This window comes from Streptomyces caatingaensis (genome assembly GCF_001187435.1).
In the GTDB taxonomy this organism is placed as follows: Bacteria; Actinomycetota; Actinomycetes; order Streptomycetales; family Streptomycetaceae; genus Streptomyces; species Streptomyces caatingaensis.
The window spans coordinates 903,181-925,359 of the sequence record NZ_LFXA01000002.1; the positions used below are offsets into that span (position 1 = coordinate 903,181).

Here is a 22,179-nt window from a genome sequence, read left to right on the forward strand (position 1 = left end):
ACCTTCCCCGGTGCCGCTGTATGAACGATCAACGACCCGTAAACGGACACTGCGCGCCCGAGGCCTCCCGGCGTGTCCCCCCCCGAAGCGCCCCCCCGCCGCGTCACCTCAGGGCGCGGAGCGCGTCCTCCACCCCCCGGTGGAACGTCGGGTACGCGTAGATCATGTGCCGCAGCCGTTCCACCGGCACCTCGGCCTGCACCGCCACCGCCAGCCCGTACAGCACCTCGCCGCCCATCGGGCCCGCCGTCGTCGCCCCGACCAGCACGCCGCGCTCCGCGTCCTCGACGAGCTTGACGAAGCCCTCGTTGCCCGCCTTGTGGATCCAGCCGCGGGCGGAGGAGGGGACCTGGGCGAGGCCCGTGCGGACGGTCAGCCCCCGCTCGCGCGCGGCGTGTTCGGTGAGGCCGACGGCGCCGATCTCGGGGTCGGTGAAGGTGACGCGGGGCAGCGCGCGGTAGTCGGCCTCGGGGCCGGACTCGCCGAGGACGGCGCGGATGACGATGTCCGCCTCGTACATGGCGACATGGGTGAAGGCGCCGTGCCCGGTGACGTCGCCGGCGGCCCACAGGGCGTGTCCGGCGTGCATGAGGCCGTCGGTGCGCAGGGACGCGGCCCCGGGGTCGAGGCCGACGGTGTCGAGGCCGAGGTCGGAGAGGTCGGCGCCGCGGCCGGTCGCCACCAGCAGGCGGTGGCCGGTGAGTTCGCCGCCGTCCTCCAGGGCGAGGGCGAAGGCGTCGCCCTCGTAGCGGACGGAGGCGGCCCGCGCGCCCGTGCGCACGGTCAGCCCCTCCGCGGCCAGGACGCGCGCGAGGAGCTCACCGGCCTCGGGCTCCTCCATGGGGACCAGGGCGTCCGCCGCCTCCACGACCGTCACGTCCGTGCCGAACCGGGCGTAGACCTGGGCGAGTTCGACGCCGATCGAGCCGCCGCCGAGGACCAGCAGCGACCGCGGGGGCTCCTTGGCGGCGATCGCGTCCCGGTTGGTCCAGAACGGCACGTCGGCCAGGCCGGGCACGGGCGGGACGCGCGGCCGCGAGCCGGTGGCGATCACGACGCCGCGGACGGCCGTGAAGGTGCTGCGGCCGTCCGGCCCGTCGACGGTGACCCGGCCGGGCCCGGCGAGCCGGCCGCGGCCGCGCACGAGACGGCCGCCCTTGCCGGTGAAGCGGTCGGCGGCCACCCGGTCGTCCCAGTCGTCGGTGGCCTCGGCCCGGATCCGGTCGGCGACCGGCGTCCAGTCGGGCGCGACCTGCTCCCGGCCCGCCATGCCGGGGATCCGCCGGGCCTCGGCCAGCAGGTTCCCGGCGCGGATCATCATCTTGCTGGGCACGCAGCCCCAGTACGGGCACTCGCCGCCGACGAGCTCCGCCTCCACGCCGACGACCCGCAGGCCGGCCTCCGCCAGGCTCCCGGCGATGTGCTCGCCGCCGGGGCCCATGCCGATGACGACGACGTCCACCTCTTCGGCCTGCCCGGCCCGCTCGGCCCGCCCGGACTGCTCGGTCATGACAGCGCACCCCGCTTCCGTCGCGTACACGGACGTCCGGTCCACCCTGCCAGCCCCCGGGGAACGGCGCCACACGGCCGGGTACGGTGGCCCAATGGGCCATGACCGTTACATCGTGGTGACCGGGGGGCCGGGGGCCGGCAAGAGCACCCTGATCGACGCCCTGGAGGCGGCGGGGCACGCCCGGTCGCAGGAGGCCGGGCGCGGCGTCATCCGGGACCAGGCCGCGCTCGGGGGCCGGGGGCTGCCGTGGACGGACCCCGAGCTGTTCGCCGAGCTGATGCTGGGGTGGGAACTGCGCTCCCACCACGAGGCGGCCGGACGGCCGGGGACCGTCTTCTTCGACCGCGGCGTGCCCGACATCGTCGGCTACCTGCGGCTGGAGGGGCGGCCGGTGCCGGGGCATCTCCGGGAGGCGGCACGGCGGTTCCGCTACCACCGGCGGGTGCTCGCCGCCCCGCCCTGGCCGGAGATCTACGAACGCGACGCGGAGCGGCGGCAGTCGTACGCGGAGGCGGTGCGCACGTACGAGGCGGTGACCGCGGCCTACCGGGAGTTCGGCTACGAACCGGTGGAGCTGCCGCGCGCCTCGGTCGCCGAACGGGTTCGTTTCGTGGGCGGGTTCGTGCGCGGGGCCGTCGCCGCCGGGGACAACGGGCCCGCGCACGAGGCGACTTAGCCCTTGGCGAAGACGAACACGCCCTCGTCCAGGGCGACGGCGCCGTGGCCGTCGGCGCTGAAGACGGGGACGCGGCGCACCGATTCCAGGTCCTTCGCGAGCACCTTCTTGGTCCGCACGTCGACGGCGAGGGGCTCGTAGCGGTCCGTGGAGCCGTAGACGACGCCGTTGCCGGAGGCCACCGGCGTGAACGGGTTCTCGTCGCCGGCCTGCGTCCAGAGCTGCTTGCCGGTCTTCACCTCCCAGGCGGTGGCCAGCCACTTGTAGTCGCGGCGGCCGGCGACGGTGAGGACGTCCGTGGACGGGTCGTGCGTCACGTAGAAGACCGGCTTGTCGTCGGACTGCATGATCTCGGCCATGTTGCTGGAGGCGTCGGCCTCGACGACGGGGCCCGTCGTCAGAAGGCGGCCGGTCCTGAGGTCGTTCACGGACAGCTGCCAGGGCTCGGTGCCGCCGTCCTTGCCCTCGGTCTGCCAGGCGAGGACGATCCGGTCGCCGAGCACGGTGACGGGGACGACGTTGGTGGCCTTGGACTTCTCCTCGGGAACCGCCTTGTCGGGGCGGCCCGCCGCGCTGGAGGTCCAGGCCCGCCGGCCGGTGCTCAGCTCGGTGACCACCAGGCGCTTGGTGTGGCTGTACGGGCCCGTCTTCGCCTCCTCGCGGGAGAAGCCGTACCCGCCGCCGAAGCGGGGGCCGGTCGCCTCCCGGTTCTTCTCCCGGCTCCTGGCGGTCTGGAGGGGACGGAGCTCCTTGCCGCCGTCGAAGGACTTCGCGTCGCCGCCCTCGGCCGGGGCGACCTTCGCGCCCTTGTCGGTGGCGACCCAGCCGTCCGACAGCTCGTGGTCCCCGTCGGCCGGGACGCTGCCGAGCTTCCTGCCCCGGGCGTCGTAGAGCTCGGAGACGGTGGAGCTCCGGTCGGAGGTCATGCCGTCGGACGCCTTCGTGCTGACGACGTCGACGCGCAGGGCCGGGGCGCCGTGCCACGTGGCCGCGTACACCCGGGCGTCGTCCTTCCGCACCGTCGCCCGCACCCGGCCGCCGGCCGCGTCGCGGAACTCGACGGCCTTGGGCCCGTGCGCTCGGCGGGCGCGGTGTCGGCCTCCGGCCCGCCGGGGCGGGTGGCCTTCGGCCCGCCCGTGACGACGGCGAAGGCGTCGCCCACGGCGAACACCGAGGCGCCGCCGGGCGTCGCGGGCAGGGTCCAGGCCGGGGTCCGGGCCAGGCCCGGTATCGGCTTGCCGGGATAGGCGGCCGCCCGCGGTGACGCGGTGGTCTTCCCCTTCGCCGGGCCGTCCGGGGAACCGGAGCCGGAGCCGCAGGCCGTGAGGCCGGCGAGGAGCGTCACGACCGTGGCGGCCGGGACGAGGACGGTGCGCGCGGTGGAACCCACTGCGAAAATCCCCCATGATCGAAAGTGCTGGTCCGGGGGATTTTATGTGGGCCGCCCGGCTGCCCCGCTCAGCGCGCCGTGTCGAGCACGACCCGGGCCACCAGCGCGGGGTCGTCGCTCATGGGGATGTGCCCGCAGCCGGGCAGCCGGACCAGCCGCGCCCCCGGGACGACCTTCTTGGCGCGCACGCCCTGCCGGGGCAGCAGCAGCCGGTCGCGGGTTCCCCAGGCGATGGTGACCGGCAGCCCGGCGAGCGCGTCGGTGAAGAGCACCGAGCGGCCGGCGGCGAGGGTGGGCTCGAACCCCTGGGCGCCGCGCAGCGCCTCGGTCTCCGCGACCATGGCCTCGGGGTCGCGGCGCGCGGGGCGGGCGTAGACCCAGCAGCCCAGCGCCGTGCGCCCGGCGGGGGTCGCGGCCAGCCGGGCCACCCGCTCCGGCGGCAGCCGGCGGGCGGTGCGCCGCATGCCGCGCAGGACGGCGTAGGCCCAGCGCCGTTCGGCCTCCGTCCAGAAGCCGGCGGGCGAGAGCGCCGTGACGGACCGGACGGCGTCGTCCTGCCCCAGCCGCAGGGCGAGCAGGCCGCCCAGGGAGTTGCCGGCGACGTGCGGGCGCTCCAGCCCCAGCGCCGCGAAGCAGGAGCCGAGGGCCGCGCTCACGCTCGGCAGGTCGTAGGGGACTCCGTCGGGCAGGGCGGGGGAGCGGCCGAAGCCGGGGAGGTCGAGGGCGACGACCTCGTGCTCGGCCGCGAGGATCTCCAGGACCGGATCCCACGCCCCGAGGTGGTGGCCGATGCCGTGCAGCAGGACGAGGGGTGCCCCGGCGCCGGTCCGCCGGTAGGCCACCTCGGCCGTGCGCCGTCCGGCGGGGGTGTCGACGGGGAAGGTCACGGTCCGGACGGTCCCGGCGTCCTGAAGGCTCGGTATGGTCCCGGCGGTTGCGGTGGTCTCGGGCACGGTGCGGCTCCTGCTCGTCCTCGTCCTCGGCGGGCTTCTTGGACAGGATGTCAGCAATGGTTACCGGAGGGTAGACCCGGGACCGGGGCGCCTGCCGCAACGGCGGCCCCGCGCCCGGGGGTTCCGCGCCGCGCTCCCCAACTCTCCATGGACGCAAGGGGAGTGCGGGTGCGAGGCGCGCCCTTCCGCGCGCCCGCGCACCGGGTGCGTGCGCCAGGTGTACTGCATTGGTCTTGACCAAGTCCGCACACCGTCCTATGGTCACAGGCATACTGCAACAACCTTTAATAAAGAAGCGCGCGAAAAGCCTGCGGAGGATGAGGGTGGGGACGACGCAGCTGGAAACGGTGCCGGAGCCGAAGTACTGGCACCTGAAGACGCTCCTCGGCGACGCGCTCGACTCGGAGTTCGCCGTGGGCGAGATCCTGCCCAACGAGCGTGAACTCGCCGCCCGTTTCGGCGTCGCCCGCGCCACGCTCCGCCAGGCGCTCGAGCAGCTGGAGCTGGAGGGCCGGCTCCAGCGCCGCCGCGGCGTCGGCACCACCGTCGCCCCGCCCCGCGTGGGCGTCGCCGTGGCCGACGCCGGGCACGGCTGGCCCGGCGGCGCCGAGGACGACTGGCAGCCGGTGGACGCCGGGCTCGCCGCCCCGCCCGCCGCCGTCGCCCCGCTGCTGGGCGTCGCCCCCGGCGAGCCCGTGCACACCGTCCGCCGCACCCGCAGCAGCCACGGCCGGCCCGTCGCCGCCGAGTCGCTGTACGTCCCGGCCGCCCGCCTGCCCGGCGTGGAGGCGCCCGACCCGGCCTCCTCCGGTCCCGCCCGCGCCCGCGCCGTCCTGCGCGCCCTGCGCGACCTGCCGCTGGAGGGCCAGGACCGCGCGGTGGAGCTGGGCTCGGCCCGCGCCGACGAGGCCAAGCAGCTGGAGCGGCTGCCAGGTTCGCCCGTCCTCCTCGTCACCACCCGCTACATCGTGGACGGCGGCGTCGCGGCCGTGGCCGTCGCCACCTACCGGGCCGACACGTGCCGGCTCACCTTCGGCGACGCGGACCGGGTCGGGCTGCCGGCCGCCTGACGGGCCGTCAACTCCTTTGGGCCCCCTGCCAGTTCGGGGTCCTGCCGCCGGGTTCCGTGCCGATGGCGGAGGCCCGGCTCCCGGGCGCCGACGGCGGACGTTCCGCGCACCCCGAGCGGCCCCCGGGCACCCGGGGGCCGAGGCCCGCCGAGGCCCACGGCGCTCACGGTGTCCGCGGGTTCACCGCGAACAGCTCCTCCTCCACGTGGTCCAGCGCCAGCCGCAGCGCCCCCGTCGCCACCGCCGAATCGCCCAGCAGCGACAGGGCGACGCGCGGCGGCCGCAGACAGTACCGCGCCAGCTCGGTGCGCAGCGGCTCCAGGATGCCCGTCAGCCCCGCCGCCCAGCCGCCGACGACCACCAGCTCCGGGTCGAGCGCCAGCACCAGCGCCGCCACGTCGTGCACCAGCCGCCGCAGATAGCGGTCCACCGCCGTACGGGCCGGCTCGTCGCCCTCCCTGGCCAGCGCGAACACCCGGACCACCTGGGCCTCGTCCAGCGGTTGCAGCGGCACGTCGGTGGGCGAGAGCACCTCCTCCGGGGTGGCCTCCCGGCCCAGCAGGTGCAGCGCGCCGATCTCCCCGGCCGCGCCGCCGAAACCGCGGTGCAGCCGCCCGCCGATCAGCGAACCGGCGCCCGGGCTCAGCCCCGCGAGGACGAAGACCACGTCGTCCGAGTCCCGGGCCGCGCCCTTCCAGTGCTCGGCCACGGCCGCCGCGTTGGCGTCGTTCTCCACCAGCACCGGGCAGGGGAACGAGCGGCGCAGCCGGTCGCCCAGCGGCAGTCCCGTCCACCCCGGCAGGGCCGTGCCCAGCCGAATCGTTCCGTCGGCCTCGACGATGCCCGGGCTGGCCACGCCGACCGCGCGCAGCGCGTCGCGCGGCACCCCCGAGCGGCGCAGGACGTCGGTGACCGCGGTGCGCACCTGCGCCAGCCGCTCGTCGGCCGGCGCGGTCTCGGCGACCTCCGCCGACGCGGCGCCCGTGATCCGGCCGCTCAGATCGGCCAGCAGCACCGCGACCCGGTGCGCGCCGATCTCGATGCCCAGCAGGTGCCCGGCCTCGACCCGGAAGCGGAACCGCCGCGCGGGCCGCCCCTGACGCCGCGCCACCCCCTCCTCGGCGGACGCCTCCTCGACCAGGCCGGACTCGATCAGGCCCTCCACCGCGCCCTCGACGGTCGGCCGGGACAGCCCGGTGACCTTGACCAGGTCGGTGAGCGTCGGGGACGCGGGGGACGCCGAGGCGCGCAGCGCGTGCAGGACCACGGCCGAATTGATCCGCCGCAACAGGGACGGGTCCCCGCCGGTGAGCCGCCCCAACGTCGCCGCCTCCTCGCTTTGCGTGCCTTTTGCCGCACCGGATCGTAGCCGGTGGGAGGCGGGGAGGGGAGTTCTGCCGTCCGGGCCCCGGCGGGGCGGTTCCTCAGCCGGCCGCCTCCCGCAGGCGGGCGAACTCCTCGGCCATCCGCGCCGGCGTCCAATGGGCGTTCAGGCCACTGGGGTTGGGCAGCGCCCAGATCCGGGTGCCGCCTATCGTCCGCTCCTGCGGCCCGATCCTCGCGTGCCGGTCGCCGAACGCCGTCCGGTACGCCGTCACCCCGGCCACCGCCAGCCACCGCGGCCGCAGCAGCTCCACCTTCTCGACGAGCAGCCGCCCGCCCTCGCGGAACTCCTCCTCGGTGAGCTCGTCCGCCCGTGCCGAGGCGCGCGCCACCACGTTGGTGATGCCCAGCCCGTACCCGGTCAGCAGGTGCTGCTCGGAGGGGTGCAGCCGGCGCGGGGTGAAGCCGGAGGCGTGCAGGACGGGCCAGAAGCGGTTGCCCGGCCGGGCGAAGTGGTGGCCGGTCGCGGCGGACATCAGACCGGGGTTGATGCCGCAGAACAGCACGCGGAGACCGGCCGCGACCACGTCGGGGACGAGACGGTCGCGGGCGGCCTCCAGCTCCTCGGGCGAAAGGCGCGTCAGAGGATCGCCCCCGGCACGTAACCGGCCGCCTCCGGGCGGGACTTGACGATCTCCTCGATCCGTGCGACGACGGCGGCGACCTGGTCGGCGGCGGCGCCGGTGAAGGAGAGCCTGTCGGCCATCAGCGCGTCCAGCGCGGCCCGGTCCAGCGGGATGCGCTCGTCGGCGGCGAGCTTGTCCAGCAGCTCGTTGCGCTCGGCGCCCCGCTCGCGCATGGCCAGCGCGGAGGCGACCGCGTGCTCCTTGACGGCCTCGTGGGCGACCTCGCGCCCGACGCCCGCGCGCACCGCGCCCATGAGGACCTTGGTGGTGGCGAGGAACGGCAGGTAGCGGTCCAGCTCGCGGGCGACGACGGCGGGGAAGGCGCCGAACTCGTCCAGGACGGTCAGGAAGGTCTCCAGCAGGCCGTCGAGGGCGAAGAACGCGTCGGGCAGCGCCACGCGGCGCACGACCGAGCAGGAGACGTCGCCCTCGTTCCACTGGTCGCCCGCCAGCTCGCCGGTCATCGAGGCGTAGCCGCGCAGGATCACCATCAGGCCGTTGACGCGCTCGCAGGAGCGGGTGTTCATCTTGTGCGGCATGGCGGACGAGCCGACCTGGCCGGGCTTGAAGCCCTCGGTCACCAGCTCGTGGCCGGCCATCAGCCGGATCGTCTTCGCGAGCGAGGACGGCGCGGCGGCGAGCTGCACCAGCGCGGTGACCACGTCGTAGTCCAGCGAGCGCGGGTAGACCTGGCCGACGGAGGTGAACGCCTCGCCGAAACCGAGGTGTTCGGCGATCCGCCGCTCCAGCTCCGCCAGCTTCGCGGCGTCGCCGCCGAGCAGGTCCAGCATGTCCTGGGCGGTGCCCACCGGGCCCTTGACGCCGCGCAGCGGGTAGCGGGCCAGCAGCTCCTCCACCCGGCCGTGGGCGACGAGGAGTTCGTCGGCGGCGGTCGCGAAGCGCTTGCCGAGCGTGGTCGCCTGGGCGGCGACGTTGTGCGAGCGGCCGGCCATGACCAGCTCGGCGTGGTCGGCGGCCAGCTTGCCCAGGCGGGCCAGGACGGCGACGGCGCGGTCGCGGACCAGCTCCAGGGAGAGCCGGATCTGCAGCTGCTCGACGTTCTCCGTCAGGTCGCGGGAGGTCATGCCCTTGTGCACGTGCTCGTGGCCGGCGAGGGCGTTGAACTCCTCGATCCGCGCCTTCACGTCGTGGCGCGTGACCTTCTCGCGCTCGGCGATCGAGGCGAGGTCCACCTCGTCCAGCACGCGCTCGTAGTCGGCGAGGGCGGCGTCGGGCACCTCGATCCCCAGGTCCTTCTGGGCGCGGAGCACGGCGAGCCACAGCTTCCGCTCGAGCTTCACCTTGTACTCGGGGGACCACAGCACGGCGAGCTCCGCGGAGGCGTAGCGGCCGGCCAGGACATTGGGGATGCGGGGCTTTGCAGTCACGTGACGCAAGTCTACTGGCGGAACGCGCAGGCCCGTGCCGCGGTGCTGATCGTGCGTTCGTACGAGGCCGGGGTCCGCTAGCCGTCCGCCCGCCGCCAGCCGGTCACGCACCCCGGCGGATCCGTCACCGGCGTGACGAAGAACGCCTCGCCCCGCTCGGCGCAGAAGTGGGCGCCCACCCGGCCGTCCCCGGAGGACCGGCCGGTGAGCCGCCGGCCGATCCACGGGCCCAGGTGTTCGCGGGCGAAGCGCAGGTCGGAGCCGCGCCGGGCGGCCCAGCGGGGACGGGCCGCCGGCGGCAGGGGCGCCCGCCAGTCGGACTCGGCGGGGTGGCCGAGCGCCTGCCAGACCGCCTCGGCCACCCGCCGGTGCCCCTCGGCGTTGAGGTGCAGCCGGTCCTCGGCCCACATGCGGGGGTCGCCCAGCGCCTCGGAGCCGAAGAGGTCGACGAGCACGGCGTCGTGCCGTCCGGCCAGTTCCTCGATGAACCCGAAGAGCCGTTCCATCCGGGGGCGGAAGCGCTCCAGCACCGGCCCGCGCCGGCCCGGGCTGCGCATCAGCACCAGCCGCCCGGAGCCCGCCGCCAGCCGGTCCGCGGTCGCGGCCAGCCGGGCGCAGACCAGCTCCACGTCGCAGTTCGGGCGCAGGACGTCGTTGAGCCCGCCGACCAGCGTCACCAGGTCCGCGTCCAGCTTCGCCGCGGGGGCCGCCTGCTCGTCGGCGATCTGCCCGATGAGCTTGCCGCGCACGGCCAGGTTGGCGTAGCGGAAGCCGGGCGTGCGGGCGGCGAGGCGGGTGGCGAGCAGGTCGGCCCAGCCGCGGTACGAGCCGTCCGGCAGCGCGTCGGACATGCCCTCGGTGAAGGAGTCCCCGACCGCGACGAAACTGGAGTACGTGTACGTGGCATTCATCGGCATGGCGCCGCGATCCTACTCCTCGCCCCGCGCACCCCTCGCCGCCGCCGCCCGGCTCACAGCTGCCGCCCGACGAGCCGGCGCAGCACGTCCTCCAGCGTGACCAGGCCCGCGAGCCGGTCGTCCGCGCCGACCACGGCGGCCAGGTGGGCGCCGGTGCGGCTCATCGCCGTGATGACGTCGTCGAGCGGGGTGTCGGCCCGGACCCGGGCGATGGGGCGCATGGCGCCCGTGGGGAAGGGGAGATCGCGCGGGCTCGCGTCGAGCGCGTCCTTGACGTGCAGGTAGCCGAGGATGCGGCCGGTGCCGTCGACGACGGGGAAGCGGGAGAAGCCCGACTCGGCCGAGAGCCGCTCCAGGCCCTCCGGGGTCACGCCGATCCGGGCCGCGACCACCCGGCCGACCGGCATGACCACGTCCTCGACCGGGCGCTTGCCCAGGGCCAGGGCGTCGCGCAGCCGCTGCGTGGAGCGTTCGTCGAGCAGCCCGGCGGCGCTGGAGTCGGCGACCAGCCGGGCCAGCTGGTCGTCCGAGAAGGCCGCGGTGACCTCGTCCTTGGGCTCGACGCGCAGCAGCCGCAGCAGGCCGTTCGCCAGCCGGTTGACGGTGAAGACCACCGGGCGCAGCGTGCGCGAGAGCCTGACCAGCGGCGGGCCGAGCCGCAGCGCGGTGCGCACCGGCTCGGCGAGCGCGATGTTCTTGGGCACCATCTCGCCGAAGAGCATGTGCAGATAGGTGGCGGCGGCCAGCGCGACGGCGAACGCGATGGCGTGGATGCCGCCCTCGGGCACCCCGGCCGCGTGGAGGGCGGGCTCCAGCAGGGCGGCGAAGGCCGGTTCGGCGACCACGCCGAGGACCAGGGTGCACAGCGTGATGCCGAGCTGGGCCGCGGCCATCAGCGCGGAGATGTGCTCCAGGCCCCACAGGACCGCGCGGGCGCGCCGGTCGCCGCGCTCGGCGTACGGCTCGACCTGGTCGCGGCGCACGGAGATCAGGGCGAACTCGGCGCCGACGAAGAAGGCGTTGGCGACCAGGGTCGCCAGGCCGATCAGCAGCTGGACGGCGGTCATCGGCCGGCCTCCCCACCGGTCGCGGGGCCGGCCGTTCCGCCGGTCGCGGGGGCGGTGAGCCGCACGCGGGCCGCGCGCCGTCCGGAGGCGTCGGTCACCTCGACCCGCCAGCCGGCCACCTCCAGGGTGTCCCCGCGGACGGGGATGCGGCCGAGGCCGGCGGCGATCAGGCCGGCCAGCGTCTCGTACGGGCCCTCGGGCACCCGCAGCCCGATGGTCTCCAGCTGGTCGTCGGTGCGGGTGGCGCCGTCGGCGTCGTAGAGCCGCCGGCCGTCGGCGTCGGTGCCGGCCGGGGCCAGGTCGGGCCGCTCGGCCGGGTCGTGCTCGTCGCGGACCTCGCCGACGACCTCCTCGACGATGTCCTCCAGGGTGACCACGCCCGCGGTGCCGCCGTACTCGTCGATGACGACGGCCATGCTGCGCTTGGCGGAGAGCCGGTCCAGCAGCCGGTCGACGGTGAGGGACTGGGGGACGAGCAGCGGCTCGCGCAGCAGCGCGGCGACGGGCCGCTGCGGGCGCTCGTCGGCCGGGACGGCGAGCACGTCCTTGATGTGGGCGACGCCGACGACGGAGTCGAGGCTGCCGCGGTAGACGGGGAAGCGGGACAGACCGGTCGCCCGGGTGGCGTTGGCCACGTCCTCGGCGGTCGCCCGCTCGTCGAGCGCGGTGACCTGGACGCGCGGGGTCATCACGTGCCCGGCGGTGAGGTCCGCGAGGTTGAGGGTGCGGACGAACAGCTCGGCGGTGTCCGCCTCCAGGGCCCCCTGCCGCGCGGAGTGCCGGGCGAGGGCGGCCAGCTCGCGGGGGCCGCGGGCGGTCGCCAGCTCTTCGGCGGGCTCGATGCCGAGGCGGTGCAGGACGCGGTTGGCGGTGTTGTTCAGGTGCCGGATCAGTGGACGGAAGAGGCGGGAGAAGGCGCGCTGCGGCCCGGCGACGGCGCGGGCCACCGGCAGCGGGCGGGAGATCGCCCAGTTCTTGGGCACCAGTTCGCCGACGACCATCAGCACCACGGTGGACAGCACGGTGCCCAGGGCCAGTGCCACCGAGACCGCCACCGCGTGCGGCAGCCCGAGGGCCGCGACCGGCCCGGTGAGCAGCTTGGCCAGGGACGGCTTGGAGATCATGCCGATGACCAGGCCGGTGACGGTGATGCCGAGCTGGGCGCCGGAGAGCTGGAAGGTCAGCCCCCGCACCGCGCGCAGCGCGCCGCGGGCACGCCGGTCGCCGGCCTCGGCGGCGCGTTCGAGCTCGCCGCGCTCGACGGTGGTGAGGGAGAACTCGGCCGCGACGAAGACGGCGCAGGCCAGCGTCAGCAGCACGGTCAGTGCCAGCAGGAGCGCTTCGGTCATCGGGCGGTCACCTCCGTCCCATGGTCGGACACGGGCCGCAGCGGCGCGCGGTGCCGGCGGGGACGGAGGGGGCTACTGGGAGGCTCGCCCATGGAGGACGCTCACGCCTTTCGTCGGTGGTGGTTCTTCTGCGGTCGCAGAGCCTCCATGGTAAAGGAACGGCAAAGTGTTCCGGGGCGGGCCGGGGCTCACTCCCCGCGCACCTCCTCGATCACCGCCCCGAAGGTCTCCATGGCCGGCTCCAGGACGGTGAAGTAGCTGAAGCCGTAGCGCTCGCGGTGCGCCCGCAGCTGCTCGGCCATGTCCTTCGGCGTGCCGGTGAGGACGGCCGGGTGGGCCAGCGCGTCGTCCTCGGTGAGGCCCAGCCGCCCGGCGTGCTCGCGGGCCGCCGCCCGCCGGGCGGGACCCGGCGCGACGATCTGGACGAGGTGGTTGAGCTCCGCCGGGGTCGTGCGGTCCGCCGCGAAGCCGCGGTAGGCGGCCACGCGCTCGTCGAGCGCGTCCGGGGTGATCAGGGTGAGGGAGCCGTCGGGGCCGGTGGTCGCGCCGGTGAACGCCGCGATGTCCGCGTGGCGGGCGGTCAGCCGCAGGACGCGGTTGCCGTTGCCGCCCAGCAGCAGGGGCGGCGGCGCGTCCGGCCGCTGCCCGGCCAGCAGCCGCTTCACCTCCGTGACCGTGCGCTCCAGATGATCGACGCGCTCGCGCGGTGAGCCGAACGGGAGCCCCGCCGCGTCGTGTTCGGCCTTGGCGTACCCCGTGCCCAGGCCGAGCTCCAGCCGCCCGCCGGTGAGCCGGTCGGTGGTCGCCACCTCCCGGGCCAGCAGCGCGGGGTTGTGGAACCCGGCGTTGAGGACGAACGTGCCCACCCGCGGACGCTCCGTCGCGTCCGCCGCCGCCACCAGGGACGGGAAGGGGGCCGGCATCCCCAGGTGGTCCGGGACGAGGACGACGTCGTAGCCCAGGGCCTCGGCCCTGCGGCACTTGCGCCGCCACTCGGCGGCCGTACCGCCGTCGAGCAGATTGACGGCGAATCGGAACGGACGGGACACGTTTCCCCCTCGGTGTGCGCGAACAACCGGAGGGTACCTCCGAATCACTCCGGACGGACAGCGACCCCCGTCACACACGGCGAGGACGGCAGCCGCACCGGCCCGTCCGGCACCCGGAGCCGCCGCCACGTCCCGATCGCGAAACCCGCCGCGCCGATCGCGGCCAGCGGATCCCGGGAGGTGTGACAGCCGCCGAACAGCCGCGGCCACACCGTCCGGTCCAGCGCCCGCTGCACGGCCGGCAGGACGCCGCCGTCGGCGACCCCGTGCTCGAAGAAGCGCAGTTCGCCGCCGGGGCGCAGCACCCGGCGCAGCTCCGCCAGCGCCCTCGGCACGTCCCGCACCGAACACAGCACCAGCGACACCACGGCCGCGTCGAACGCCTCGCTCTTCACCGGCAGCGCCTCGGCCACCGCCGGAACCACGTCCACCGGCACCCCGCACCGCACCGCGGCCTGCGCCGCCCGCCGGCGCAGCAGCCGCTCCGGCTCGACCGCCACGACCTCCGAGACGGCGCGCGGATAGTACGGAAAGTTGAGCCCCTGCCCGGCCCCGACCTCGATCACCCGCCCCGACAGCCCCGCCAGCAGCTCTCTGCGACGGTCGGCCATCCCGGCCCGCCGGTCCAGGACCGGCCCGGCCTTCGCGTAGAAACGGGCGAACAGGGGGTGGTGGACGGGGGAGGAGTGAACTGCCATGGCACGGGCCCCTTTCCGGGGGACGACGGCTACCGCGATTGTTCCCCGCGGCGGGCCGCTTTCCCCGTCGGACGGGGCCGCTCTCGCGTTTGCCGCGCGCGTGCCCGGCCCCGCCGTCCCGCTCCCCGCCCCCGCCCGGTGCTCAGGCCGTCCGTGCCGCGAAGGCCGCCGCGTCCCAGGTGCCCGACAGCTCCGGCGCCAGCCAACTCGCCGCCCGTGCGCGGAAGTCCTCCGGGGGCAGCGCCCCCGCGCCCGCCGGCAGGGCGCCCAGCAGGGGGGCCTGCGCCGCGTCCGGGAAGTCCGCCAGGTTGCAGCGCATCGCCAGGTCCGGTTCGTCGGGCCAGCTGCCGATCACCACGCCCGGGCAGTGCAGGCCGCGCGCCCGGAGGGCCTCCGCGGTCAGGGCGGTCGCGTTGAGCGTCCCCAGTCCGGCCGCGGCGACGACCAGGACGGGGGCGTCCAGCAGGACCGCCGCGTCGGCCAGCGTGCTCCCCTCGTCGTCGAGCCTCACCAGCAGGCCGCCCGCGCCCTCGACGAGGACGAGGTCGTGCTCCTCGGCGAGCCGGGCCGCCGCCTCGGCGATCTCCTTCGGCCGCACCGGGGCGCGGCCCGCCCGGCGGGCGGCGGTCGCGGGGGCCAACGGCTCGGGGAAACGGGCGAGTTCGGCGCCCGTGACGCCCGGGCCCGCGAGGCGCCGCACCTCCGCGACGTCCCCCGGCTCGCCCGGGGCGACGCCCGTCTGGGCGGGCTTGAGCACGGCGACGGTGCGGCCCCGCGCGAGGGCGGCCGCGGCGAGGGCGGCGGTGGTGACGGTTTTGCCGATCTCGGTGCCGGTGCCGGTGACGAGGAGGGTGGGCATGGGGTGTTCGGTCTCCTTGTGGGTGGGTGTGGTGGGGGCACATGCAAGGGCGGGCGGGCCCTAGGGGCGGGACGCGGCCGCCGTCGCCGCGCACACGGCACGGCAGATCCGCGCCACATCACCGTCCCCCGTCACAAACGGCGGCATCGTGTACACCAGCCGCCCGAACGGCCGCAGCCACACCCCCGCCCGCACCGCCGCCTCCGTGGCCGCCGCCATCCCCGCCGCGTCCAGCGGGTGTTCGAGCTCGACGGCGCCGATCGCGCCGAGGACGCGGACGTCCCGCACGCCGGGAAGGGACGCGGCCGGCGCGAGCCCCTCCCGCAGACCGGCCTCGATCCGCTTGACCTCGCCCGCCCAGTCCTGGGCGAGGAGCAGGTCGACCGACGCGTTCGCGACCGCCGCCGCGAGCGGATTGCCCATGAACGTCGGCCCGTGCGCCAGCACCGGCACCTCGCCCCGGGAGATCCCCTCCGCCACGCGCGACGTGCACAGCGCCGCGGCCATCGTCAGATACCCGCCCGTCAGCGCCTTGCCCACGCACATCACATCGGGGGCGACCCCCGCGTGATCGGCGGCGAACAGCGCCCCCGTCCGCCCGAACCCCGTGGCGATCTCGTCGAACACCAGCAGCACGTCGTGCTCGTCGCACAGCCGCCGCAACAGCCGCAGATACGCGGGGGAGTGGAACCGCATCCCGCCCGCGTTCTGCACGACCGGCTCCACGACGACCGCCGCCAGCTCCCCGGCGTGCCGCTCCAGCAGCGCCCGCAGATGCTCCGCGTACGCGGGGTCCTCCTCCGCCCCGAAGCCCGCCGGCGGGGCGTCCGCGAAGACCTGCTCGGGCAGCAGCCCGGACCACAGGCCGTGCATCCCGCCGACCGGGTCGCACACCGACATCGGCATCCAGGTGTCCCCGTGGTAGCCGCCGCGCCACGTCATCAGCCGCCGCTTCTCCGGCCGGCCGGACGAACGCCAGTACTGGAGGCACATCTTGACGGCCACCTCGACCGACACCGAGCCGGAGTCGGCGAGGAAGACGTGCTCCAGCCCCTCGGGGGCGATCTCCACCAGCCGGGCGGCGAGCCGGACGGCCGGCTCGTGGGTCAGCCCGCCGAACATCACATGGCTCATCCGGTCCAGCTGATCCCGCGCCGCCTCGTTGAGCACCGGGTGGTTGTAGCCGTGCAGGGCCGACCACCACGAGGCCATGCCGTCCACCAGCTCCCGCACCCCGTGCACCGGTTCGGCCAGCCGCAGCCGGACGCCGGAGGCCGACTCGACGACCAGCGGGTCCCGCCGGCCGGGCATCGGCCCGTACGGGTGCCACACATGCTGCCGGTCGAGCGCCAACAGCCTTTCCACGCCGAGCGGTTCAGACATTGGGCGGCAGGTCCGTCCCCGCGCCCCGGCGGCGCACGGCGACCAGGTCGGTACGGGCCGCACCCGGCCCCTCGGCCGCGGGCGCGTCCGCGGCGGCCCCCTCCGCCGGGGTCTCCGCCGCCGGGGCCTCCCCGCAGGGACCGCCCCCGCAGCCGCCCCCGCGCCGGTGCTCCGGCAGGGTGCTGGTCTCCGTCCCCTCGACCTCGAAACCCGCGTCCGTGATCATGTCGAGGTCGGCCCGGCCCTCCTGGCCCTCACTCGTCAGATAGTCACCCAGGAAGATGGAGTTGGCCAGGTGCAGCGCCAGCGGCTGCAGCGAGCGCAGATGGATCTCGCGGCCGCCGGCCAGCCGCACCTCCGCGTCCGGGTGGACGAAGCGGACCATCGCCAGGATGCGCAGCGCCCGCTGCGGGGTGAGGTTCCACTCCTTCGCCAGCGGCGTCCCCTCGAAGGGGATGAGGAAGTTGACGGGCACCGAGTCCACGTCCAGCTCGCGCAGCGCGAAGACCACGTCGACCAGGTCCTCGTCGCTCTCGCCCATGCCCGCGATCAGCCCCGAGCAGGCGGACATGCCCGCCTCCTGCGTGCGGCGCACGGTGTCCACGCGGTCCTGATAGGTGTGCGTGGTGGTGATGTCCGCGTACGTGGCCTCCGAGGTGTTGAGGTTGTTGCTGTACGCGTACACCCCCGCGTCGCGCAGCCGCTCCGCCTGGCCGTCGGAGAGCAGGCCCAGGCAGGCACAGACCTCCACGTCGGTGTTCTGCTCCTTGATGGCCTCGATCGTGCGCGCCACCCGGTCGATGTCCCGGTCCGTCGGACCGCGCCCGCTGGCCACCAGGCAGACGCGCTTGGCACCCCCCGCGACCCCCGCGGCGGCCGCCCTGGAGGCGTCCTCCGGCTTGAGCCAGGTGTACTTGAGGATGCCGGTGTCGGAACCGAGCCGCTGCGAGCAGTACGAGCAGTCCTCCGGGCACAGCCCGGACTTGAGATTGACCAGGTAATTGAGCTTGACCCGCCGCCCGAACCACCGGCGGCGCACCTTGCCGGCCGCGGCCACCACATCGAGCAGGTCGTCGTCGGAGGTCGCCAGCACGGCCAGCGCCTCTTCGCGGGTGGGCAGCTCGCGCCGCAGCCCCTTGTCCACCAACGTGTTCAACAGGTCCATGGCCCATGATCCTCGCGCACGCCGCCACCCTGGGCCAAGGTGGAGACCGCACAACACGCGCCCGGCGACGTGAGTGGATCACGACACCGCGCCCGGGGGCCCGCAGCGGCTAGTTTGGGCGTCAGGCTGTCCGTGCCCGTACCGGAGGGACCCGTGCACGGATTTATGTGAACCCCACAGAACGTCCTGCCGAGGACCCCTGACAGGAACCGGAACGGCCGATGCCCCACGACGTGGTTTCCCCCACCCGCCCGACCTTCGACTGGCTCGACGAACAGCACCGGCTGCGCCGCGAGGCCGGGCTCGTCCGGACGCTGCGCCCGCGCCCCGAGCCGCATCCCGGGCGGCCCGCCCCCCTCGACCTGGCGGGCAACGACTACCTGGGGCTCGCCCGGCACCCGGAGGTCACCCGCGCCGCCGCCGACGCCGCGCGCCGCTGGGGCGCCGGATCCACCGGCTCCCGCCTGGTCTCCGGCAGCACCGCGCTGCACGCCCGGCTGGAGGAGGCGCTGGCCGGCTTCTGCGGCTTCGAGGCCGCCCTCGTCTTCTCCTCCGGCTACGCCGCCAACCTCGCCGCCGTCACCGCCCTCGCCCCGCCCCCCGAACCCGGCGGCGCCCGTGGCCTGCTCGTCTCCGACGAGGGCAACCACGCCTCGCTGATCGACGGCTGCCGGCTCGCCCGCGCCGACAAGGCCGTCGTCCCGCACGCCGATCCGGGGGCGGTGGACGAGGCGCTGGCCGCCCACCCCGGGCGGGCGCTCGTGGTGACCGACTCCGTCTTCTCCGTGGACGGCGACGCCGCCCCGCTCGCCGGCCTCGCCCGGCACTGCCGCCGCCACGGCGCCGGACTGCTGGTGGACGACGCCCACGGGCTCGGCGTCCTGGGCGACGGCGGCCGCGGCGCCGTGCACGCCGCCGGACTGGCCGGCGCCCCCGACGTGGTGGCCACCGTCACCCTCTCGAAGTCCCTCGGCGCCCAGGGCGGCGTGGTGCTCGGCCCGGCCCGGGTGATCACCCATCTCGTCAGCAGCGCCCGCACGTTCATCTTCGACACCGGCCTCGCCCCCGCCGCCGCGGCCGCCGCCCTCGCCGCCCTGGAGGTGCTGCGCCGCGAACCGGAGCGCGCGGCCCGGGTGCGCGCCGTCTCCACCGGCCTGCACACCCGGTTGACCGGCGCGGGCCTTACGGCCGCGCGCCCCGACGCCGCCGTCGTCTCGGTGCGCGCGCCCTCGCCCCGGGCCGCGGTCCGCTGGCAGGCCGACTGCCGGGCGGCGGGCGTCGAAGTGGGCTGCTTCCGGCCGCCGTCGGTGCCGGACGGCGTCTCCCGGCTGCGGCTGACCGCCCGCGCGGACCTCACGGACGAGCAGGTCGAGCGGGCCGCCGACACGGTGGTGGACACGGCCGCGGCCGCCGGATTCCTCAACTCCCGCCGCGCGGCGGGCTGAAACGGCCCCGGCGGGACGGGCAGCGGACGGCGGCCGGCGCGGCGGGGGCGGCAACAGGGCCCGTGCGACCGCCCACTTGGAACCGTGCCCCGCAGGCTGCGGCCAAGGCGTGGCGCGCGGGCGCCAATAGACCACGGCGGGCCCCGCATGCGGTCCCCCGTCGAAGAGTTCACCGCTTCGAGCGACAGATATCTCCATATCCCGGTCGATGACTCCCATCACGGTCGTTATCAGTGGCACTCTGTGCTTCCAGAGCCGCCCGGGGTTCCTTCCGGTCACGGCTCCGGCGGGAAAGGGACAGCGCCATGGCAGACCACCAGGAAGCCTCCGTCACTCTGCCGACCACCCCGTCCTCGGTCGCCACGGCCCGCCGCCACGTCGCGTCCGTGCTCGCGGAGTGGGGGCTGCCGGAGGGCACCGACGACGCCGAGGCGGTGCGCCTGATCGTCTCCGAACTCGCCACCAACGCCGTGCTGCACACCCGTGGCCAGTCACCGGTCTTCACCGTGGAGGTCCACCTCGAACGGGACGAGGAACTGCGCATCGGAGTCACCGACAGCCACTACCGCTACCCCCGGCGGCTGCCGGCCGCCGTACAGCAGGACAACGGGCGGGGGTTGGTGATCGTCCGCTGGCTCGCCGCCGAGCGCGGCGGACGGCTCTGCGTCAGCCCGACCGAGGACGGCGGCAAGACGGTGTGGATCCGCCTGCCGTGGCCGGTGCCCGTGTCCTGAGGGGCCGCCCGGTGTCCGGAGCGGCCCCCCGGCTCGCGCCGGCCCCGAGGGGAGGTGCCCTCAGTCGACCCGGCCGTACCAGACGTTGTTCGTCCAGATCCGCTCGTAGCGGACGACCGAACCGGTCTTCGGGGCGTGCAGGATCTTCCCGTTCCCCGCGTATATGCCGACGTGGTAGACGCCCCGCCCGGAGTGGAAGAACACCAGGTCGCCGCGCTCACGTGCCGAACGGGGAATGTGATGGGTGCGGTTGTACTGGGCAGCGGCCGTGCGGGGCAGCTGTTTGCCGGCCCGCTTGAAGGAGTAGAGGGTCAGGCCCGAGCAGTCGAAGCTGTAGGGGCCCGTGGCGCCCCATCGGTAGGGCGAGCCCTGCTTGGATGCGGCGATCTGCAGGGCCCTGACCGAGACGGACGCCGCTTCCGCCTTGGAGGTGCCGCCCGGCGTCAGCACCGTGACGCCGACGGCAGCGAGGGTCAGGGCCGATGCGGCCTTGGCTTTGGACAGCCTTGCGGGACGTTTGTGCGCGCCCATGTCGCATACCCTTCGTCAGCCGCCTGTGAAGGATTGCCTGTCGGGTTCGGGCAGGCGAAGAATGCCCGGCCGCCGAGGGCGGCTTCACCCCAAGGGCCGGCTCCGGGGGAGCCGTCCCGTCGTGCTCGGGTCCTCCATCCCTGCCGATCACTCCCTGTGTCGACCCGTCGTCCGGGCGGCGGCAGGGTTCGGCGTCCGCCCGGACCGCCCCGCCGTGTGGCGGGGTCTTGTCGTCCCGAGGATCTTGGCGCAGCCGCGGCGTCCACGCCGAGCGGAACCCTCGTTATGTGAGCCTCGTCACCTGTGGGCAATTGGGGTGGACGCGCGGCGATTTGACCCTCACCGGGCGGGCGGGGTGAGTCCGTCACCTGGGCCTGTTACCGATCACTCGCGCGCCGTGTGCGCGTCCCGCGCAGAGTGATCACTACGTGACGTCCACGATCGCGTCCGCCGTCTGACGGAATCCAGGTGAAAAGCGTTTCCGTTCCTCAACTCGCGGACGACGGCGGCAACATCAGCCGCGCGGCGCGCCGCTCCCCGTCCAGAACACGCATCGCACGCGCCATTGTCCCCGCGTACACCTCCCGTTCACCTCGTTCGAACATCACGGTCAGCGCGTCGCGCAGTCCGGTGGCCGCGACCACCAGAGCCTGCGCGGCTCGTAGCCCCCCGTACGTGTTGCGCCCGCGGGCCGGATTGATCCGGCCGAGAAGATCCAGTACCTCCAGGTAGCGGTCCACCAGCTCCCCCTCGGCGCGGGTGAGCGCGGGCAGCGGCGGGAGTTCGGGCGGCATCGCAGGTCACCGCGGTCCGGCGGAGCGGTGGTCGATGATCCGGTCGGCCAGGCCGTACGCCACGGCCCCGGCCGCGTCCAGGACGGTCTCCCGCTCGGTGTCCGCCAGCACCCGCGCGGTGCTCCGCCCCGAGTACCGCGCCAGCAGCTCCGCCTGGAGCCCCCGCCGCCGCAGCAACTCCTCGGCGTGCAGGGCGAGATCGGACGGCCGGCCCCGGACGGGCTCCGGCAGCCCGGGCGGGCCGAGGACCACCCGGGCGTGCGGCAGCACCGACCGCTTGCCCGGCGCCCCGGCCGCCAGCAGCAGTGCGGCGGCCGGGCCGGCCTGGCCGAGGCAGATCGTCTCGATGTCGCAGGCGAGATAGCGCATCGTGTCGTGCACGGCGCACAGGGCGGCGAAGGATCCGCCGGGGGAATTCAGGTACAGCGAGATGTCCCGGTCGGGCCCCGCGTGCTCCAACTGCATCAACTGCGCGATGACATCGGTCGCCGCGACGTCGTCGACCGCCGTCCCCAGCATCACGATCCGCCCCTCCATCAGCTTGGAGTACGGGTCCAGCGTGCGGTGGCCGTAGGCGGTGCGCTCGGTGAACTCGGGGAGGACGTGGCGGGCGGTGGGGAGGGGGCCGGTGCGGGGTTCGGTTGTGGGGTCGGTGTGGAGGGTCAAGGGGTGCTCCTCACGTCGGTGCGGGCCTGCCTGGGGGCGGGCCGTCCGTAAAAAATGTACAGGACGTACATTTACTGGGGCCAGTGCCCCGGTTCATCGGCGCGACGGTGGGTGACGCGACGGTGAGTGACGGGACGCTGCCGCCTGATCGATGCGCAGCGGACCCCTCTCTCCGGCCCCTGTGGGCGTCCGGGGCGCCGCTTAAGCTGGGGGCATGACCTACGAGATTCCTGTGACGCAAGCCCGGGCGGAGCTCGCGGACCTGATCAACCGCGTCGTCTACGGCGGCGAGCGGGTCGTCGTCACGCGGCACGGGAAGCCGCTGGTCGCCCTGGTGTCCGCCGACGACCTGCGGCGCCTGGAGGGGGGCGCGCCGGAGGAGCCGGCCGTCGCCGAGGAGCCGGTGATCAGTACGGTCTCGACGGCGCGGCCGCTGTCGTCCGCCCCCGGCGAACCGCACCGTTTCGGCATCGCGGCCGAGCACCGCGAGCGTCACTGACGCACGTGCCCTGAGCCCCGCCGC

Annotated in this window: 21 protein-coding genes and 1 pseudogene; 5 read left to right on the forward strand and 17 right to left on the reverse strand. The window is 75.1% G+C overall.

The features are described 5' to 3' along the window. Positions 1–103: 103 nt before the first annotated feature. The gene (locus AC230_RS04600; RefSeq protein ID WP_049714607.1) at positions 104–1,510 is read right to left on the reverse strand and encodes a dihydrolipoyl dehydrogenase family protein; all 1,407 of its coding nucleotides are present in this window, start codon (positions 1,508–1,510) and stop codon (positions 104–106) included. Positions 1,511–1,604: 94 nt separating this feature from the next. Here AC230_RS04600 and AC230_RS04605 point away from each other — a divergent pair, with 94 nt between their 5' ends. Next, on the forward strand, positions 1,605–2,189 hold the full coding sequence (locus tag AC230_RS04605) for an AAA family ATPase (protein WP_049714608.1): 585 nt from the start codon (positions 1,605–1,607) through the stop codon (positions 2,187–2,189). Here AC230_RS04605 and AC230_RS04610 read toward each other — a convergent pair. Further along, the gene (locus AC230_RS04610; protein ID WP_049714609.1) at positions 2,186–3,208 is read right to left on the reverse strand and encodes an outer membrane protein assembly factor BamB family protein; all 1,023 of its coding nucleotides are present in this window, start codon (positions 3,206–3,208) and stop codon (positions 2,186–2,188) included. The two genes, AC230_RS04605 and AC230_RS04610, sit on opposite strands and share 4 nt — an antisense overlap. A 439-nt stretch (positions 3,209–3,647) precedes the next feature. Next, the gene (locus tag AC230_RS04615) at positions 3,648–4,466 is read right to left on the reverse strand and encodes an alpha/beta fold hydrolase (protein WP_241833068.1); all 819 of its coding nucleotides are present in this window, start codon (positions 4,464–4,466) and stop codon (positions 3,648–3,650) included. 389 nt (positions 4,467–4,855) lie between these two features. Here AC230_RS04615 and AC230_RS04620 point away from each other — a divergent pair, with 389 nt between their 5' ends. After that, entirely contained in the window at positions 4,856–5,602 is a 747-nt protein-coding gene (locus tag AC230_RS04620) for a GntR family transcriptional regulator (protein WP_049714610.1), read from the forward strand. Positions 5,603–5,765: 163 nt separating this feature from the next. On the opposite strand, the gene AC230_RS04625 is transcribed toward AC230_RS04620, so the two are convergent. The 11 genes and pseudogenes from AC230_RS04625 to bioB form a co-directional block, all read right to left on the reverse strand. Next, positions 5,766–6,923, reverse strand: coding sequence for an ROK family protein (locus AC230_RS04625; RefSeq protein ID WP_049714611.1), 1,158 nt, complete (start codon positions 6,921–6,923; stop codon positions 5,766–5,768). 103 nt (positions 6,924–7,026) lie between these two features. Then, complete coding sequence (gene mug, locus AC230_RS04630; protein ID WP_049715021.1) at positions 7,027–7,569, reverse strand: G/U mismatch-specific DNA glycosylase; 543 nt, start codon at positions 7,567–7,569, stop codon at positions 7,027–7,029. Beyond that, positions 7,566–8,999, reverse strand: a complete 1,434-nt coding sequence (gene purB, locus AC230_RS04635; RefSeq protein WP_049714612.1) for an adenylosuccinate lyase — start codon at positions 8,997–8,999, stop codon at positions 7,566–7,568. Before purB ends, mug begins: the two co-directional genes overlap by 4 nt. A 77-nt stretch (positions 9,000–9,076) precedes the next feature. Then, the gene (locus AC230_RS04640; protein ID WP_049714613.1) at positions 9,077–9,916 is read right to left on the reverse strand and encodes an SGNH/GDSL hydrolase family protein; all 840 of its coding nucleotides are present in this window, start codon (positions 9,914–9,916) and stop codon (positions 9,077–9,079) included. A 53-nt stretch (positions 9,917–9,969) separates the two neighbouring features. Further along, a complete protein-coding gene (locus AC230_RS04645) occupies positions 9,970–10,983 on the reverse strand; it encodes a hemolysin family protein (protein ID WP_049714614.1) in 1,014 nt (337 codons plus the stop codon). Then, positions 10,980–12,332 (reverse strand): hemolysin family protein, encoded by a 1,353-nt coding sequence (locus AC230_RS04650; protein ID WP_049714615.1) that lies wholly within the window; start codon positions 12,330–12,332, stop codon positions 10,980–10,982. Before AC230_RS04650 ends, AC230_RS04645 begins: the two co-directional genes overlap by 4 nt. Positions 12,333–12,520: 188 nt before the next feature. Next, the gene (locus AC230_RS04655; RefSeq protein ID WP_049714616.1) at positions 12,521–13,381 is read right to left on the reverse strand and encodes a TIGR03621 family F420-dependent LLM class oxidoreductase; all 861 of its coding nucleotides are present in this window, start codon (positions 13,379–13,381) and stop codon (positions 12,521–12,523) included. Between the two features lie 44 nt (positions 13,382–13,425). Next, positions 13,426–14,079, reverse strand: a complete 654-nt coding sequence (locus AC230_RS04660; RefSeq protein WP_049714617.1) for a class I SAM-dependent methyltransferase — start codon at positions 14,077–14,079, stop codon at positions 13,426–13,428. 142 nt (positions 14,080–14,221) lie between these two features. Then, positions 14,222–14,944 (reverse strand): annotated as a pseudogene (gene bioD / locus AC230_RS04665) (dethiobiotin synthase); the annotation flags it as partial. Between the two features lie 54 nt (positions 14,945–14,998). Then, positions 14,999–16,321, reverse strand: a complete 1,323-nt coding sequence (locus tag AC230_RS04670; RefSeq protein ID WP_049714619.1) for an adenosylmethionine--8-amino-7-oxononanoate transaminase — start codon at positions 16,319–16,321, stop codon at positions 14,999–15,001. Next, the gene (bioB, locus tag AC230_RS04675; RefSeq protein WP_049714620.1) at positions 16,314–17,486 is read right to left on the reverse strand and encodes a biotin synthase BioB; all 1,173 of its coding nucleotides are present in this window, start codon (positions 17,484–17,486) and stop codon (positions 16,314–16,316) included. The genes AC230_RS04670 and bioB overlap by 8 nt, the downstream gene beginning before the upstream one ends. A 221-nt stretch (positions 17,487–17,707) precedes the next feature. On the opposite strand from bioB, the gene AC230_RS04680 reads away from it, so the two are divergent. Together AC230_RS04680 and AC230_RS04685 are read left to right on the forward strand one after the other, a co-directional pair. Further along, positions 17,708–18,931 carry an 8-amino-7-oxononanoate synthase gene (locus tag AC230_RS04680; protein ID WP_049714621.1) on the forward strand — a complete coding sequence of 408 codons (1,224 nt, stop codon included), beginning with the start codon at positions 17,708–17,710 and terminating at the stop codon, positions 18,929–18,931. Between the two features lie 305 nt (positions 18,932–19,236). Further along, positions 19,237–19,665 (forward strand): ATP-binding protein, encoded by a 429-nt coding sequence (locus tag AC230_RS04685; protein WP_049714622.1) that lies wholly within the window; start codon positions 19,237–19,239, stop codon positions 19,663–19,665. 60 nt (positions 19,666–19,725) lie between these two features. Here the strand turns inward: AC230_RS04685 and AC230_RS04690 are convergent, their stop codons facing one another. From AC230_RS04690 to AC230_RS04700, 3 genes are all read right to left on the reverse strand, one after another. Beyond that, positions 19,726–20,196 (reverse strand): C40 family peptidase, encoded by a 471-nt coding sequence (locus tag AC230_RS04690; RefSeq protein ID WP_049714623.1) that lies wholly within the window; start codon positions 20,194–20,196, stop codon positions 19,726–19,728. A gap of 488 nt (positions 20,197–20,684) precedes the next feature. After that, a complete protein-coding gene (locus AC230_RS04695) occupies positions 20,685–20,990 on the reverse strand; it encodes a hypothetical protein (RefSeq protein ID WP_049714624.1) in 306 nt (101 codons plus the stop codon). Positions 20,991–20,996: 6 nt separating this feature from the next. Continuing rightward, on the reverse strand, positions 20,997–21,656 hold the full coding sequence (locus tag AC230_RS04700) for an ATP-dependent Clp protease proteolytic subunit (protein ID WP_049714625.1): 660 nt from the start codon (positions 21,654–21,656) through the stop codon (positions 20,997–20,999). Positions 21,657–21,870: 214 nt separating this feature from the next. On the opposite strand from AC230_RS04700, the gene AC230_RS04705 reads away from it, so the two are divergent. Then, a complete protein-coding gene (locus AC230_RS04705) occupies positions 21,871–22,155 on the forward strand; it encodes a type II toxin-antitoxin system Phd/YefM family antitoxin (protein WP_049714626.1) in 285 nt (94 codons plus the stop codon). Positions 22,156–22,179: the final 24 nt, after the last annotated feature.